The sequence below is a fragment of the Sulfurospirillum oryzae genome (genome assembly GCF_025770725.1).
Classification (GTDB): Bacteria; Campylobacterota; Campylobacteria; order Campylobacterales; family Sulfurospirillaceae; genus Sulfurospirillum; species Sulfurospirillum oryzae.
Genome location: NZ_JANZKZ010000003.1, coordinates 43270 through 59877, shown reverse-complemented (window position 1 = coordinate 59877; position 16608 = coordinate 43270). Strand labels below are relative to the sequence as shown.

Sequence of the window (16608 nt, the reverse complement as noted above, 5' to 3'; positions counted from 1 at the left end):
AACTTTGGCGGAGGTTCCGTGTGACTAATCCTTTTTTAATTGGTAAAAACATCTATCTTCGTGGGTTAAATGTTGAAGATGCACAAGGTGATTATCCGAGTTGGTTAAACGATGAAGAAGTGTGCCAGTACAGTGAACATCATGTTTTTCCCTACACTAAAGCCCAAGCCATTCAGTACATTGAACAACTCTCTTCTCAAAATGACCGTATTATGCTTGCGATTGTGGACAAACAAAGCAACACACATATCGGTAACATTACCCTGCTTGCCATCTCATCGTTGCACCGCAGTGCAGAATTTTCCATTCTTATCGGCAATAAAAATTTCCACGGCAAAGGCATTTCCAAAGAAGCATCCATGCTACTTCTCGACCATGGTTTCAATACAATGAACTTGCACCGCATCTGTTGCGGAACAATGGTTTCCAACACAGCCATGCAACGTCTAGCCCTTTCTGTGGGAATGCTACAAGAAGGCATTTTTAGAGATGAAGTTTACAAAGAGGGAACCTACCATAACACCGTTCGTTTTAGTATCCTCAAAGATGAATTTAACGCAAAAAAACACCAATCGGAGAAACACTCATGAGTTCAAGAGCACCTAAAGAAATACACGAAGAACGCCTCAAAATGCACAATGCCAATGTCGCAAACCGTGTGCAATACTTTGACCCAAAAACGGGCTCTTTTTATGAAAACCTTTTGGAAGATCGACCATGCCCTACATGTAAAACCAACCATGAACAATTTTTATTTTTCAAAGACGGTGGGCGCTATGTGAAATGTACCGAGTGTGATATTGTCTATCTCAATCCTGTGTTTAAAGATGAAAATTTAGAGAAGTACTACCGCACCAACCATGACTTGCAAAGTGAAATTGTTGCCAATGATGGGGATTTTTACACTAACATTTACAGCAAAGGGCTGCGCGCCATAGAGCGTGTTGCACCGAAGGGAAATATCCTTGATATTGGCTGTTCCGCGGGTATCTTTTTAGACCTTGCCAAAGAAGCTGGTTGGAAAACATTTGGCGTGGAACTCAACGAGCGAGAAGCATCGTATGCCACTGCCAAAGGTCATACCATTTACAATAAATTCCTTAATGAAGTCACTTTTGAAGCACCTTTAGAAGCCATTTGCTTATGGGATGTTTTTGAACACCTAAAAGACGGCGAAGTCTATCTCAAAGACATGAAAGCACTGTTAAGTGAAAAAGGTGTCGTCTTTTTACAAATTCCAAGCTCCGACTCACTTGCGGCTAAAATGCTTCGAGAAAAATGCAACATGTACGACGGTATAGAACATGTCAACTTGTACTCTTACAAATCAATTGAAAAACTAGCTTTAAAATGTGGTTTTGAAATCGAAAGTTGCGAGACCGTCATCGGCGAAATTGGCGTTATGAATAACTATCTGAATTACGATGACCCGTATTTTGGCAACAGCACCAACACCAAAACTTTCCTTGGAGGTCTGGATGAAAAATGGTTGCATGACCAAAAAATGGGCTATAAAATGCAACTGGTTCTAAGGAAAAAAGGATGAGATTTTGTACCAAATGTGTGATGCCTGACACGAAACCTGATTTGCATTTTGATGAGCATGGTGTCTGTGATGCGTGCAGGTCACAAAAGGCTAAAGATTTTGATATTGACTGGGAAGCTCGCAAACAAGAGTTTTTAGAGGTCGTCAAAAAGCATAAAAAAAACAAATACTACGACTGCATCATCGGTGTCAGCGGAGGAAAAGACTCTACTTTCCAAGTGCTGAGTGTCCTTGAGATGGGACTTAACCCACTGTGTGTCTGTTTTGAGCCGACCATTCCTACCGAAGTGGGTCGTCAAAATCTTGCAAACCTCAACCAATTGGGTGTCGATTTGATTCACATTAAACGCAATCCTAAAATCTATAAATCGATGATCAAAGAGGCGATCAAACGTGTGGGAGATTGTGAGTGGCCAAACCATTTGGGCATTTTTACCACCCCTGCGCACATTGCGGTCAACTTTAACATTCCTCTTCTCATTTGGGGTGAAAACTCTGAACTCGAATACGGTGGACCCGCGGCGAGTAAAGACAATGCCTGCTTAGATCGTAAATGGCTTGAAGAGTTTGGTGGACTTTTGGGGAACCGTGCGACTGACATGCTTGGCGTGGACGGCATTAGCGAGAAAGATTTGGCACTCTACTTCTACCCAGAAGATGAAGATGTTCAAAGAGTGGGCGTTACAGGGCTTTTCTTGGGCTATTACATCAAGTGGGATTTACGAAAGATTTTAAGCAGTGCTCAAAAAAGCGGTTTTAGCGTTTCAGACAGACGTGTTGAAACCACCTATGAAAATTTTGAAAACCTAGATTGCTACAGTAACCATGTCCATGACTACCTCAAATACGTCAAATACGGTTTTGGTAGAGCCAGTGACAATGCTTGTTTAGACGTTCGTTTAGGCTATATTAGCCGTGAACAAGCCGTGCGTTTGGTGACTAAATACGATGGCATTCCTCCAATGAAAGCGATCAATGAATTTTTAAAATACACAGGCTTTACACGCGAGGAATTTGACGCTATCGTAGACTCGTTTACCAATAAAAAAATCTTCCAAAGAGATGCCAATGGCAAATTTATCAAAGATATAGACGGTTCATTGGTACGAAAAGAGGAATACATTGTCCGCTAACATCGTCATTATTGATTATGGTATGGGAAATCTTCGTTCGGTGCAAAAAGCCTTTGAAAAAGTAGGCTTCACCGCTACCATTACTCGTGACCATGCCCTCATTAAAGAAGCTACTCACATCGTTTTACCCGGTGTCGGAGCTTTTGGGGATGCGATGAAAAACCTCAATAGTTTGGGCTTGAGTGACCTTTTACATGTAGAGATACTTGAGCATAAAAAACTCTTTTTAGGTATCTGTCTTGGCATGCAACTCATTGCTGAAGAAAGCTATGAATTTGGCGAGCACCAAGGACTAGGCTGGATAGAAGATGCGAAAGTTGTACGCTTTGAAGAAAGCTCTTTAAAAATTCCTCATGTAGGCTGGAATGAGATGAACTTTCACAATCCGAGCGTTTTATTTAAAAATATTCCCGACCATAGCAACTTTTACTTTGTACACTCTTACTATTTTGAAGCACCTTCAACGTATGCCATAGGCTATTGTGACTATGGTCACTCTTTTGTCTGTGCCATCCAAAAAGAGAATATCTTTGCAACCCAATTTCATCCTGAAAAAAGTCAAACGCACGGACTTCAAATTATCAAAAACTTTGCAAACTTAACCAAGGAATCGCTATGCTAAAACATCGCCTTATTCCTTGTGTACTACTCAAAGACTGGCAACTCGTTAAAAGTATCCAGTTTGGTTCTTTTCGGACCATCGGTCATCCTACCGCAACTGTGCGCGTTTACAATGCTCGTAATGTTGATGAACTCATTGTTTTAGATATTGATGCGAGTTTAAACAATGAACCTATCAATACCGAGATCATCACCGATATGGCCAATGAGTGCTTTATGCCCCTTACCATCGGTGGCGGTATCAAAACGATAGAAGATGTCTATACCGTATTAGGAGCTGGAGCTGACAAAGTTTCTATCAACTCTGAAGCGATTAAACGACCTTCATTCATCAAAGAGATCGCCACCATTTTTGGCTCGCAATGTGTTGTTTGCTCTATCGACATTAAAAAAGTGGATGGAAAGTACAGAGTCTTCACTAAAAAAGAGGGGTTACTTGACATCGACCCGATTGAACTTGCCAAAGAGTACGAAGCGCAGGGTGCTGGAGAGATTTTGCTCACTTCCATTGACCAAGAAGGAACAACACTGGGCTATGATACTGAGCTTTTAAAACTCTTTGCCAATACACTGCATATTCCTATTATCATCAATGGCGGTATGGGCAAGCCTGAACATGGTGTCGAAGCTTTACAAAATGGGGCAGATGCACTCGCAGCAGCCTTTATTTTCCACTTTACACAATACACACCCCAAATGATCAAAGAAGAACTTTCTCACCATCACTACCCTGTTAGACTACTATAAGGAGCACTCATGAATGATATTACAACGAATGCACTCAATACATTTAATAAAAACTTGAAATTTCTCGAAGAAAATCATAAACCTATTTTTGAAAAAATCTCACTGCTCAACCAACTCATTGATGAGGGACACTATAGTGAGCATTATGCCCTAGAGTACAAAGAAGAAGGCTATTTTGATATTTTAGAACTTTCTAGCAATGAATTTTTGTATAAAAGCAACAGCCTTGAAGCAGCCAAGCGTATGGTTGATGCTATTGATTTCAAGCGTACAGGAGCTGTTTTTAAAGCACAAAAATATGTTTTTGCATCCGAGGAGCAAGCCGATCGCATTGATAAAAGCGAGCTCGCTTTCCACAATTCACTTTGGGGAACGATTAAAATCATTAATTATGTCAGCAAATATGCCACCCCTGAAACTTTTATGAATCGTGTTCATAAAATTATCTTTTTAGGCATAGGCTTAGGATTGCATCTTTTAAAAATAGCCGAAAAGCTCAACCCTCAAGTTATTTTCATCAAAGAAAAAAATCTTGAAACTTTTCGCCTCTCTTTATTTGTGACGGATTATGCAGAGCTTGCACAAGGTCGTTTTCTCCACTTTTCGCTCACCGATGATGACAATGAAGAGAGAGAAAACTTTTTAGAATTTTTAAATAGAGGCAATAACTATAATCTCCATTTGAAACACATACCATTTACAACAGATTATCAACTAGAACTTCAGCGTCTCCAATCACATGTTCTTTCTCAAAGTTACATAAACTATGGATACAGTGCTATGTTGTTTCGTTTTGTCAGCTCACCTCGCTATTTAGCGCGTGGCTACTCTTTTTTAAATGTGAATAAAGTCTATACCGACAATATCTTTACTAACAAACCTGTACTGCTTCTTTTTTCAGGTCCATCAACGTCTAAAAATATTGATTGGGTTGTGGAAAATCGTGATCGTTTCATCATCGTCTCTGCACTTTCAACGTGCCGATTGCTGAAACGCTTTGGTATCACGCCAGATATTATTATCCATATTGATCCAGGCGAAAACACCTCCTTACTTTTTGAAGATTTAGACTCTGATTATTTCAAAAACTCAACAATCCTTCTAGCCTCCAATGTTGATGAAGCAACACTTCAAAGATTTGATCGCAATCACGTTCATTTTATAGAACAAGGAACATTTTATAAAAAAGGGTTTGGAAGATTCTCAGCACCTAGTGTAGGCGAATATACGTATGGTCTATTCCTCATTATGGGAGCAACCGAGATCTTTATGCTAGGGGTAGATTTAGCCCTTAATCCTGATACGATGCAATCACACGGTGACTTTCACCCATTCCAAGTCACTGGTGAACATAACGAGCACAGCGCATCACTTGACCCAAATGCCTCTATCACGTATGTGAAAGGTAACCTATGCGAAACCATTCCTACTCTCTCTGCTTATAAGATATCGATTGAGCAAGTTGCTATTTTTACGGAAATGCTTAAGCGTGAATATCATCATGTCCATAATCTCAGTAATGGTGCTTATTTGGAAGGATGTGATCCACTTCGTTTTGGTGATTATGATTGGAAAGCACTCCCTGTGCTTGATAGAGACTATCTACGAGAAGGTATAGAGAAGTTTTTCAAAAGTATAGGCTCTGACGATTTTAATGAAGGCGACAAAGGTCAAATCGCTTACCAAATCAAAGAAGCAAAAAAGCTTGAAAAAATTATTAAACAGCACCAAAAGAAAAAATTTGCTCATGCAGATGCTTATCTACAAACGCTTGCAAAGCTCTCATGGGATTTAAGTGATATGGAGTATAAAACTCGCTCAGACCTGGCACAAGTTTACTATGAATATTTTTCTATTGTTATGAGTTATATCTTCGATCTTTTCAATACAAAAGATCTTCCTAACCTCAATAAGCATGTCACAAATATTGATGCTCTGCTAGTAAGACAACTTTTAAAAATGTCGCAGGTGTATATTTCAAAGCTTGAAAGTTATTTGAAGTAATAAAAAAAGCCCACATCATAAAAATATGACGTGGGCTTTTACGTAGCTAAGGCTGTTAAGCAGCCTTAGCTTACGCTACTGTACTTAAACTACTGAAGTAGTTTAAGTACGTTTTGTTGAACAGAGTTAGCTTGACTCATTGCATAACTTCCTGACTGAGCAAGAATGTTAAATTTAGAAAAGTTAGCTGATTCTGCAGCAAAGTCAACATCACGAATACCAGACTCAGCACTCTTAACGTTTACTTGAGTTACAGAGATGTTATTGATTGTTGAAGTGATTTGATTTTGAACAGAACCTAAATCTGAACGAATAGTATCAAGGTTTGTCATCGCAGCACTTACAGTATCAATTGCTTTCATAGCGCCATCAAGTGTTGTAACATCAATTTTAGATAGATTTGAGAATTCTGTTGTTCCCAATTCGACGCTATTTTGACCGCCACCATTTGCAGCAAGTTTAGATCCAATTGCAAGAGATGCATTAGTACCAGAAGTACCTTTGATCATATTGAAATCTTTGCTTACATACACTTGATCTGTTAATGTTACATCAGTTCCAAGAACTGTACCTGCTTTTAATCCTGAACCTGCACCACCACCGACTTGAGCATCTGTCATATCTTGGTTAATAACAGTACCTGCTTTAAGAACAGTACCAGTATTAAGAACGGAACCTGCTTTGATAACGGTATCTTGGTTAAGTGTAACAGCTGCACGAAGTTGGATTTGACCACCAATAGTTGAATTCTCTTTAAGAATTGATCCACTACCAAGAGTTGAGCCCACTTTTAGGTCAGTCTGTTCTGTTGTAGTTCTATCACCACTTACAGTAATGTTATCACCCATGATACTACCAGCAGCGATAGTTGATCCTGATACAAGTGATGTACCTGCTTTAACAACCATCTCTGTTGCAACGGTTGCAGAGCCAGTTGTTACAAGATCTTCACCAAGAACAGTACCTGCTACAAGTGTACTAGAAGCACCGATTGCAGCATTTTGGTTTTGTTTATCAATGGTAATAATCATATCTTTTGACAAGGTAGTTGCTGTAGCCAATGTTACGTCAACAGTTAATGTTGTTCCTGCTTTATAAGAAACACCAGAAACAGAGAGGTCTTGTTGGAGTACAGTACCTGCATCAAATACAGTACCAACACCAAGCGTTGAACCTGCTTTAACAAGCATATCAGCAGTAAGAGTTGTAGTTGCTCTTGTTGTAATAGTTGTTCCAAGAGTTGTACCGTGCTCTAATTTAGCACCTGAACCAATAACAGAACCAACGGTTAATGTACCATCTTTAGTTGATGATGCAGATTCCATTGCAACAGTTGCAGTAATAGCCATACCAAGTTTGCTACCAGCAGCAAGTACACTGTCAGAAATAATAGTACTTCCTACAGCAATTGTTGAATCTTGAACTGCTGTCATAGTACCAGTTATAGTCATATCTTCACCAACCGCTGTACCCATAGGTGAACCAGTGATTTGGAATGTTGAAGAACCAGCTTGAACAACTTCAAGGTGACCAATTGTAGTCATCTCATCTGCAGAACTGCCCATAACGCCAGCAACATCACCTGTAACACTGATAGCACGACCATCACTTGTTGCTAATGTAATTTTACCATCAGCTGTTTTGGTTGCAGTAACACCTGTCTCAGTTGCTTTGTTGTTAATTGCAGTTAACAATGTTGATTGGCTGTCATTTGCTGTAACATTGATAGCACCAATATTGACACCATTGATAGCAAAGTCAGTTCCTGTTGTTCCAGCAGCAATTGCAGATTTAGTCGTTGTTGAAACAACTGCTTTTGCAGTAATACCTGTTTCAGCACTGTGTTTGTTAATAATATCTGCAAGCGCACCCATACCATTAGCAGGATCATTGTTCATTTGCAAATTAACAGACTCTAGAGCGATTTCAGTACCGCTAAGAGCACTTTTTAGTGTTAATTTGTTTTCTCCAAGCTGTGCAACACTTAATGTAGTACGGCTTGTTTGACCAATTTGGCTTGTCTCAGCAGAAGCGATAGAAGTTTTAATTGTCTCATTTGCATTTGCACCAACTTGGAACTCTTTATTGGTAAATGTACCAGAAAGTAGTTTTTGACCGTTGAACGATGTTGTTTTAGCAATATTGTTCAAGTTCTCAAGTAGACGGTTGATGTCTTTTTGAATTGCCAAACGAGAAGTAGCATTTTGACCATCAGATGCTGCTTGTACAGATTTAGTCTTGATAGTATCAAGAATGTTTGAGTACTCGCTAAGCGCACCATCGGCAGTCTGGATCAAACCGATCGCATCGTTACCATTAGAGATAGCTTGACCAAGTGAACTTGCTTGCGCACGAAGAGAGTTTGCAATTGCAAGACCTGAAGCATCATCTGCTGCTTTGTTGATACGAAGACCTGAGGACAATTTAGAGAGTGAATTGTCCAAGTTTCTGTTGTTGATTGCAGCACTTGTTTGTGCAGTAAGTGACGCAACGTTTGTGTTAATACGGAAACCCATGATAAATCCTTTTATCTTTTGTATTTCGCAGGCATCCTTGCCTTTGATGAAAACAAGATCGGAGTCTTCTAAAAAAACTTTAACACAAGAGACTATTTTTAAAAAGATTTTTTTTTAGATAGAATACTCAAAAATGTTTACATGTAAAGATGGAAAAGAATTGAAAAATCTCATTATTGTCGAATCCCCGACTAAAGCAAAAACGATTAAGAATTTTTTAGGTAAAAACTATACTGTTGTCGCTTCAAAAGGACATATACGTGATCTTCCAAAAAGTAGTTTTGGCATCAAAATAGATAACCAAACTTTTATACCAGAGTATCGCATCCCAAAAGATCATGCCAGCGTAGTCAAAGAAATCAAAGATTTAGCAAAAAATGCTGATCAAGTCTATATCGCGACCGATGAGGATCGTGAAGGTGAGGCTATTGGTTTTCATATTGCTACAGCCATTGGGAAAGATCCCCAATCGCTTCCGCGTATCGTTTTTCATGAAATTACCAAAAATGCGATCACGCATGCCCTTGAGAACCCTCGAGTTCTGGATGTAAGCAGCATCAATGCCCAACAAGCACGTCGTTTGCTTGACCGTATTGTAGGCTATAAACTCTCACCTCTGCTCTCGTCAAAAATCCAAAAAGGGCTTAGTGCAGGACGCGTTCAGTCATCCACGCTCAAAATTGTCGTTGATCGCGAAAAAGAGATAAGAGCCTTTAAAGAAGAGGAGTTCTGGAGTATCGACGCACTTTTTAATAAAACCATTGAAGCCTCTTTGGTAGAATTTGAAGGCGAAAAAATTGAAAAAATGACGATCTCAAATAGTGAGCGAGCGCATACGATCAAAGATAAACTTTTGAAGGAAGCTTTTAAAGTAGCGCTTTTGGAGAAAAAAGAGAGAGAAAGTTCTCCAAGCCCCGCTTTTATGACGTCAACACTTCAGCAAAGTGCTTCAAGTGCATTGGGTTATTCTCCTAAAAAAACAATGATGATCGCGCAAACCCTTTACGAAGGTGTGAAAACACATCAAGGTGTCATGGGTGTCATTACCTATATGAGAACAGACTCTTTAAATATCTCAAAAGAGGCCATTGAAGCAGCACGTGATCAAATTAAAAAACATTATGGCGATGCTTATCTGCCTGAAAAACCACGTTTTTATGCCAATAAAAGTAAAAGTGCCCAAGAAGCGCACGAAGCGATTCGCCCTACCATACTAGAGTTTACACCCCATATTGCTAAAGAGTTCCTCAAACCGGATGAACTTAAACTCTATACATTGATTTATAATCGCTTTTTAGCGTCTCAAATGAACAATGCGCGTTTTGAATCCCAAACGCTTATGTTTGAAAGCAATAGCGGTAAGTTTAAAGCAAGCGGTCGCAAACTCCTTTTTGATGGTTTTTATAAAGTCTATGGCGACAATGACAAAGATAAACTCTTACCAGATCTAGCACTTGGTCAAGAGGTAAAACTAACCAAAATTGACGCAAACCAACACTTTACAGAACCGCCATCACGCTATTCAGAAGCTAGTCTCATTAAAAAATTGGAAAGTTTAGGTATTGGTCGTCCATCAACGTATGCACCAACTATTTCGGTATTAACTGCACGCGATTACATCACGATTGAAAAAAAGCAACTTATCCCAAGTGAAATAGCGTTTAGTGTCACCGAACTTTTAGAAAAACACTTTCCTCAAATTGTTGACTCCTCTTTTACCTCCACGATGGAAGAAACTCTGGACTTAATTGCGGAAGATAAAGAAGATTGGCAAACAACCTTATGGAATTTTTACGAGCCATTCGAGCAACAAGTTAGTGCTGGCAAAACGAATATTGAAAGTCAAAAAGTCGTCGTTTTTACTGGTGAAATGTGCCCAGACTGTGGGAAAGAGCTTGTTAGACGCAAAGGTCGTTTTGGTGAATTTATTGCATGCAGTACTTACCCTACATGTAAATACACTCAAAATCTCAAAAAAGTAACCGAAAGCGCACCCAAAGAGAAAATTACCTTAGCTGTTCCGTGCCCAGAATGCGGCGGTTCAATCTTAGAGCGTAGCTCGCGCAGAGGAAAATTCTTTGGTTGTGGAAACTATCCAAAATGTAAATTTATCTCTAATCACGAACCAACCGATAAAAAATGTTCAGAATGTGGTTATATCATGGCAAAACGTGAACTTCGTAAAAAAGAGATCTACGAATGCATCAAGTGCAAACACAAAGAGGAAGCCTAAAACGCTCCTCTTGATTTCTCTCTTCTAAATTATACCGATCATAAGGAATACTCATCTAATGAAAAAATCAATTTTTTTATGTGCCATATCAAATATCTCTAGCGGAAGCTGTGCCGAAGATTGTGGATTCTGTACCCAAAGTGCCCGTCATCATGCTGATATTGAGCGCTATCGTTATAAGCCTGTTGAACAAATCGTTTTTGAAGCTAAAAATGCTGCCAACAATGGTGCTATTGGTTTTTGTCTTGTAACCTCAGGCTTAGGACTGGACGATAAAAAGCTAGCTTTTGTTTGCGAAGCTGCACGCGCAGTACGCTCAGAGCTTCCTGAGTTTAACTTGATTGCGTGTAATGGCATTGCGAGTGTTGACCAACTCAAAACGCTTAAAGCGGCAGGCATCAACTCTTACAATCACAATTTAGAGAGTGCCCAAAGCTTTTATAACAAAATCTGTACCACTCATTCATGGGAAGCACGCTACCAAACCTGTCTTAATGTGAAAGAAGCGGGACTTTCTTTATGCAGTGGTGGTATTTTTGGGCTTGGAGAGAGCAAAGAAGAGCGAACATCTTTTATAGAAAGTGTAAAATCTCTAACTCCAGACACAATGCCTCTTAATTTTTACATTCAAAATCCCGCACTTCCACTCAAAGCTGCACCCTTAAGTGAAGAAGAAGCTCTTGCTATTATTACGGAAGTAAGAGCAGCCCTTCCACAGACTAGACTGATGGTAGCTGGTGGACGTGAAACGACTTTTACAAGCCCTAACTGCGATATTTTCAAAGCAGGTGCTGATGCTATCGTTATTGGTGATTATCTTACAACTAAAGGTCAATTACCTAAAAAAGACCGCGAAATGCTCGAACGCTTAGGCTACGAAATCGCTACAAGCTGTCACGCGTAGCAGATTTGCTGCTACGCCCTACCTAAAACTTTCAAACTAACTTTTATACTATTCTTCTCTCTAATATAATAATGCTTACAATTTATCATGTGTGCAAAACAAAATTTGGTATAATAAATTATTATTGAAAAAGGATGCGTATGAGTAAAGAGTCAGTTACCCTTATCGACAATCGTACGGGCAAAGAATATGAGTTTCCGATTCTCAAATCAACATTAGGACCTGATGTTGTAGATATTTCGACATTTTATGGTAATACTGGAATGTTTACGTTAGATCGTGGATTTACTTCTACTGCAAGCTGTCGGTCACGTATTACTTACATCGATGGTGACATCGGCAAATTGATGTACCGTGGTTATGATATTGCTTATTTAGCAACCAAAAAATCATTTTTAGATACTGCTTTTTTACTTTTACATAAAGAGCTTCCGAATAAAGATGAATATAAAAATTTCTTAACAGAACTTAAAAAACGCTCTTTCATTCATGAGAGTATGCGTAAACTTTTTGATGCTTTCCCTGACAATGCGCACCCAATGGCTATTTTATCAGCTGCAGTTTCAGCACTTTCAGCGTTTTATTTTGATCACCTTGATATGGATTCACCTGAGCAAGCGAAGGAAATGGCGCACCGCATTATTGCTAAAATTCCAACCATTGCAGCCTTCTCATACCGTTATTCTCAAGGTCTTCCAATTATTTATCCTGATTTGGACAAAGGTTTTACGGAGAACTTCTTATATATGATTAGAGGCTATCCTCATCATCACATTGACCTCAAACCAATTGAAGTCAAAGCTCTTGATACTATTTTCACTCTTCATGCAGACCATGAACAAAATGCCTCTACTACAGCCGTTCGTGTCGTTGCTTCAACCCATGCACACCCTTATGCTGCTATCAGTGCAGGTATTGGTGCCCTTTGGGGACGCGCGCATGGTGGCGCAAATGAGTCAGTCATTCGTCAGCTTGAACTCATTGGAAGTGTCGATAATGTTGATAAATTTATCGCGAAAGCAAAAGATCCTAATGATCCATTTAGACTGATGGGATTTGGTCACAGAGTGTATAAAAACTTTGACCCACGCGCAACGATTTTGAAAAATCTTCAAAAACAACTTGTGAGTGAGCTTGCTATCGATACCGAATTGATGGCAGTAGCACATCGTATTGAAGAAATTGCACTTAATGATGAGTACTTTATTAAGCGTAAACTTTATCCAAACATCGACTTCTATTCAGGTCTTATTCTTCAAGCACTCAGAATTCCAAAAGAGATGTTTGCTGTTATTTTTGTTATAGGAAGAACACCTGGTTGGATCGCACAATGGATTGAGCTAAAAGAACAGCCTGATATGAAGATTGCACGCCCTCGCCAACACTATCTTGGACCGTTAGAGCGTACACCAAAATACAACTAAAGAGACAATTACATGTAAGGATTTTTCCTTACATGTAAATCATCTCTTCTCTTTTTACTTCAATTTAACGATATATCCACCATTAAATGGCTGTATATCGTAACGATAATGACCATCAAGCAAAATAGCTATACGGTAAAATCCATCATGTGTGCCTAATGTGGCAGAGACAAAAGGAGCTTTTTTAAATTCTAATGTTTTAGTTGTATATGTACTCTCTTTTTTGAAATCAACCACAACTTTATAAGGATCTACTATTAAGAAATCACGAATTTTACTCTCTTTAGTAAAAATAGTGATCTCATTTTGGTTAATAAAAAATGAGAGGTCATCGGCTAATTTAAAGGTACTATCCTCAACGTTGGCATTGGGAGTTTGACTCACAACTTTTTCTTCTTTAAGAGGAGCGGTAGCAACAACGGCAGGCTTTTTCTCAACTACTTTTTTTGCTTCAGGAATAGCCACTGGAAGGGCAATAGGAGTAGAAGCATTTGCTTCTAATTTCTGACTACTAAGAATAAGTGGCAAATGCCAATCAACATTTTTATCAATCGCTACAATCTCTTCGCTGATAGAACCATCTAAATTCTGAAAAGTAACCGAAGCACTTTTTAAAATTCGTGCACTGCTAGGAAGGGAGAGTGTTGTGCTGGTAAAATCTGCTCTCTCATCTTTGATTTGTGTTGTTTGACCAACACTCTGAGGAGACATGCTCGTCTCAAAAGGATTTTCTCTCGCTACGCTCATTACGGCAAGAGATAGAAAAAGCCCAAGAATTTTCTGCATCTGTTCTCCTCTTAATTTATCTATCGGGATCCAATTGTCGTAACTCAAAATACTCTTTTTGTAACACAGCATTCTCGTCTTTGAGACTTTTGATTTTTGCAGTTAATGTGTCTTTATCTGCTTGGAGGTTTAAAAGTACATCGAGTGAACTTTTTCCAAATAAAACATCGCCTATATATAAGCCAAATCCAACTACCAGTACAATTAACGATAAAATTTTGAGATAAAAGAGAGCAGATTGCCCACTCTCTTCACTTTCATCTTCAAATTCGTCTAAAACTTCACTCATTTAGTAAAGAGTTGTTTTCCTATGTACTCACCAAATTCGAGCTCTTTTTCGATCTCTAGTAAGCGATTGTATTTAGCCGTTCGCTCGCCTCTGGCAGTTGCACCTGTTTTGATTTCGCCTGTATTAAGTGCTACGGCAAAATCAGCAATAAAGGCATCTTCACTTTCACCACTTCTATGACTCATAACGCATTTATAGTTATTGCGTTGCGCCAAACGAACCGTTCTCATGGTTTCTGTAACGGTACCAATTTGATTTGGTTTAATTAAAATTGCGTTGCCAATTCCTTTAGCAATACCCTCAGCCAAAATTTTTTCATTCGTTACGAAAAGATCGTCACCTACCAACTGAACTTTACCGCCCAATTTCTCGGTTAAAAGTTTCCAGCCAGCCCAGTCATCTTCACTTAAGCCATCTTCAATAGAAACAATAGGGTATTTTGCGCAGAGGTTCTCATAATAAGCAACAAGTTCTGCACTGTTCAGTGTTCGATTTTCTGATTCAAGTTTATAACCACCCTCACAGACAAGCTCACTACTCGCAACATCAAGAGCAATGGCAATGTCAACACCTGGTTTATAACCCGCTTTTTCGATTGCTTGCATAATCACTTTGATTGGTTCTTCATTGTCTTTGAGATTTGGAGCAAAGCCACCCTCATCACCAAGCGCTGTACTTTCACCCATGGCTGCAATGATTTTTTTCAACTGATGGTAGACTTCAACGCATGATCGTAATGCTTCAGAGAAATTCTCGAAGTTAAGTGGCATAATCATATATTCTTGAAAATCAACACTGTTATTCGCATGACTTCCACCGTTGATAATGTTAAACATTGGTGTTGGAAGTGTCATAGCATTGGCACCACCGAGGTAGCGGTAAAGAGGAATTCCAAGACTAAGAGCAGAGGCGCGTGCAACGGCCATAGAAACGCCAAGCACTGCATTGGCACCTAAACGACCATAGTTTTCAGTTCCATCCAGTTTACGCATTGCTTCATCAATGGCTGCTTGATTAAAGGGGTTAAGCCCGATAAGTTCATCTGAAATCTCAGTATTAACATTCTCACATGCTTTGAGTACACCTTTGCCCATATAACGATTATCTGCATCTCTTAACTCTAATGCTTCACGTTTGCCTGTACTTGCGCCACTTGGTACGATAGCACTAGCACTTGTGCCATCACTTAAAGTTACTTTTGCGCGAACGGTTGGGTTACCCCGGCTATCGAGTACTTCGTCTGCTGCAATATCTTCAATATAGATCATTCATCTTCCTTTATCTCATCGGCACCACACGTCATAACCATTGCATTGCCGCTGATTGCTTGTTTTATTTTTTCTTCAATTTCTAACGCTAATTCTTTGTTCTCTTTCAAAAATGCTTTCACATTCTCTCGACCTTGACCCAGTTTTGTCTCGTTATAGCTAAACCAAGCGCCACTTTTATCAATGATGTCCAGCTTGACACCATAATCGACCATTTCGCCCTCTTTAGAAATACCTTCGCCGAACATAATATCAAACTCTGCTTGACGAAACGGAGGTGCTACTTTATTTTTAATGACTTTTGCTTTAACCCTGTTACCAATCTGCTCTTCACCTTGTTTAAGTGTCGCGATTTTTCGCACATCAATACGAACGGAAGCGTAAAACTTCAGTGCATTTCCACCCGTAGTGGTTTCAGGAGAGCCATAACCCATTGTACCGATTTTCATACGAATTTGGTTGATAAAAATAACCGTCGTATTCATTTTGTGTACAACTGCAGTTAACTTGCGAAGTGCTTGACTCATTAGTCTTGCTTGAACACCCATGTGCGAATCGCCCATATCGCCTTCAATTTCACTTTTTGGAGTAAGTGCTGCTACGGAGTCAATAACGATAACATCAACCGCACCACTGCGTGCAAGTGTTTCAACAATGTCGAGTGCTTGTTCACCAAAATCAGGCTGAGAAACCAAAAGATTTTCGATGTCAACACCGAGATTGCCCGCGTATTTCACATCAAGCGCGTGTTCTGCATCGACAAACGCACAGATGCTTCCCTTCGCTTGTGCTTCTGCAATGATTTGAAGTGACAATGTCGTCTTTCCTGAACTCTCAGGTCCATAAATTTCAATAATACGCCCTTGTGGGATACCGCCGATTCCAAGTGCAAGATCCAGCCCAATAGAGCCTGTGCTGATCGAAGCAATGGGTTCAACCACTTTATCGCCAAGTCGTACCAGTGCACCTTTTCCAAACGCTTTGTCGATCTGTTTGATCGCAAGTTCAAGTGCTTTTTTCTTATTTTCGTCGATTTGCATTGTACTACCTCATTTCATAGTGTTATTATTTTACCATTTTGAGCTTGAAAAAGCCCTTTGAAGCAATTCTATACGATTTCTTTGGAAGCAGTTCAAA

Annotated in this window: 14 protein-coding genes; 9 read left to right on the top strand and 5 right to left on the bottom strand. The window is 39.4% G+C overall.

What is annotated here, in order from left to right; translation table 11 throughout:
* Window positions 1-20 precede the first annotated feature (20 nt).
* Genes N0B29_RS09085 through N0B29_RS09060 form a run of 6 tightly spaced genes read left to right on the top strand, consistent with a single transcriptional unit; the run spans window position 21 to window position 6051 of the window.
* Window positions 21-590 carry a GNAT family N-acetyltransferase gene (locus tag N0B29_RS09085; protein ID WP_263833405.1) on the top strand — a complete coding sequence of 190 codons (570 nt, stop codon included), beginning with the start codon at window positions 21-23 and terminating at the stop codon, window positions 588-590.
* The gene (locus N0B29_RS09080) at window positions 587-1546 is read left to right on the top strand and encodes a class I SAM-dependent methyltransferase (RefSeq protein ID WP_263833404.1); all 960 of its coding nucleotides are present in this window, start codon (window positions 587-589) and stop codon (window positions 1544-1546) included. Before N0B29_RS09085 ends, N0B29_RS09080 begins: the two co-directional genes overlap by 4 nt.
* Window positions 1543-2679 (top strand): pseudaminic acid biosynthesis protein PseA, encoded by a 1137-nt coding sequence (gene pseA, locus N0B29_RS09075; protein ID WP_263833403.1) that lies wholly within the window; start codon window positions 1543-1545, stop codon window positions 2677-2679. The genes N0B29_RS09080 and pseA overlap by 4 nt, the downstream gene beginning before the upstream one ends.
* The gene (gene hisH, locus N0B29_RS09070) at window positions 2669-3301 is read left to right on the top strand and encodes an imidazole glycerol phosphate synthase subunit HisH (protein ID WP_263833402.1); all 633 of its coding nucleotides are present in this window, start codon (window positions 2669-2671) and stop codon (window positions 3299-3301) included. The genes pseA and hisH overlap by 11 nt, the downstream gene beginning before the upstream one ends.
* Window positions 3295-4047 carry an imidazole glycerol phosphate synthase subunit HisF gene (gene hisF / locus N0B29_RS09065; RefSeq protein ID WP_263833401.1) on the top strand — a complete coding sequence of 251 codons (753 nt, stop codon included), beginning with the start codon at window positions 3295-3297 and terminating at the stop codon, window positions 4045-4047. Before hisH ends, hisF begins: the two co-directional genes overlap by 7 nt.
* Window positions 4048-4056: 9 nt before the next feature.
* A complete protein-coding gene (locus N0B29_RS09060; protein WP_263833400.1) occupies window positions 4057-6051 on the top strand; it encodes a motility associated factor glycosyltransferase family protein in 1995 nt (664 codons plus the stop codon).
* 89 nt (window positions 6052-6140) lie between these two features.
* Here N0B29_RS09060 and N0B29_RS09055 read toward each other — a convergent pair whose 3' ends face one another.
* Complete coding sequence (locus N0B29_RS09055; protein ID WP_263833399.1) at window positions 6141-8567, bottom strand: flagellin N-terminal helical domain-containing protein; 2427 nt, start codon at window positions 8565-8567, stop codon at window positions 6141-6143.
* Between the two features lie 160 nt (window positions 8568-8727).
* Here N0B29_RS09055 and topA point away from each other — a divergent pair, with 160 nt between their 5' ends.
* The 3 genes from topA (at window position 8728) to N0B29_RS09040 (ending at window position 13128) form a co-directional block, all read left to right on the top strand.
* Window positions 8728-10800 (top strand): type I DNA topoisomerase, encoded by a 2073-nt coding sequence (topA, locus tag N0B29_RS09050; protein WP_263833398.1) that lies wholly within the window; start codon window positions 8728-8730, stop codon window positions 10798-10800.
* Window positions 10801-10858: 58 nt separating this feature from the next.
* The gene (locus N0B29_RS09045; RefSeq protein WP_263833397.1) at window positions 10859-11704 is read left to right on the top strand and encodes a biotin synthase; all 846 of its coding nucleotides are present in this window, start codon (window positions 10859-10861) and stop codon (window positions 11702-11704) included.
* A gap of 140 nt (window positions 11705-11844) precedes the next feature.
* Window positions 11845-13128, top strand: a complete 1284-nt coding sequence (locus N0B29_RS09040) for a citrate synthase (protein ID WP_263833396.1) — start codon at window positions 11845-11847, stop codon at window positions 13126-13128.
* A gap of 54 nt (window positions 13129-13182) precedes the next feature.
* Here N0B29_RS09040 and N0B29_RS09035 read toward each other — a convergent pair whose 3' ends face one another.
* Genes N0B29_RS09035 through recA form a run of 4 tightly spaced genes read right to left on the bottom strand, consistent with a single transcriptional unit; the run spans window position 13183 to window position 16505 of the window.
* On the bottom strand, window positions 13183-13914 hold the full coding sequence (locus N0B29_RS09035; RefSeq protein ID WP_263833395.1) for an AMIN domain-containing protein: 732 nt from the start codon (window positions 13912-13914) through the stop codon (window positions 13183-13185).
* 16 nt (window positions 13915-13930) lie between these two features.
* A complete protein-coding gene (locus N0B29_RS09030; protein ID WP_263833394.1) occupies window positions 13931-14203 on the bottom strand; it encodes a septum formation initiator in 273 nt (90 codons plus the stop codon).
* Window positions 14200-15471, bottom strand: a complete 1272-nt coding sequence (eno, locus tag N0B29_RS09025; protein WP_263833393.1) for a phosphopyruvate hydratase — start codon at window positions 15469-15471, stop codon at window positions 14200-14202. Before eno ends, N0B29_RS09030 begins: the two co-directional genes overlap by 4 nt.
* On the bottom strand, window positions 15468-16505 hold the full coding sequence (recA, locus tag N0B29_RS09020) for a recombinase RecA (protein WP_318526703.1): 1038 nt from the start codon (window positions 16503-16505) through the stop codon (window positions 15468-15470). Before recA ends, eno begins: the two co-directional genes overlap by 4 nt.
* Window positions 16506-16608: the final 103 nt, after the last annotated feature.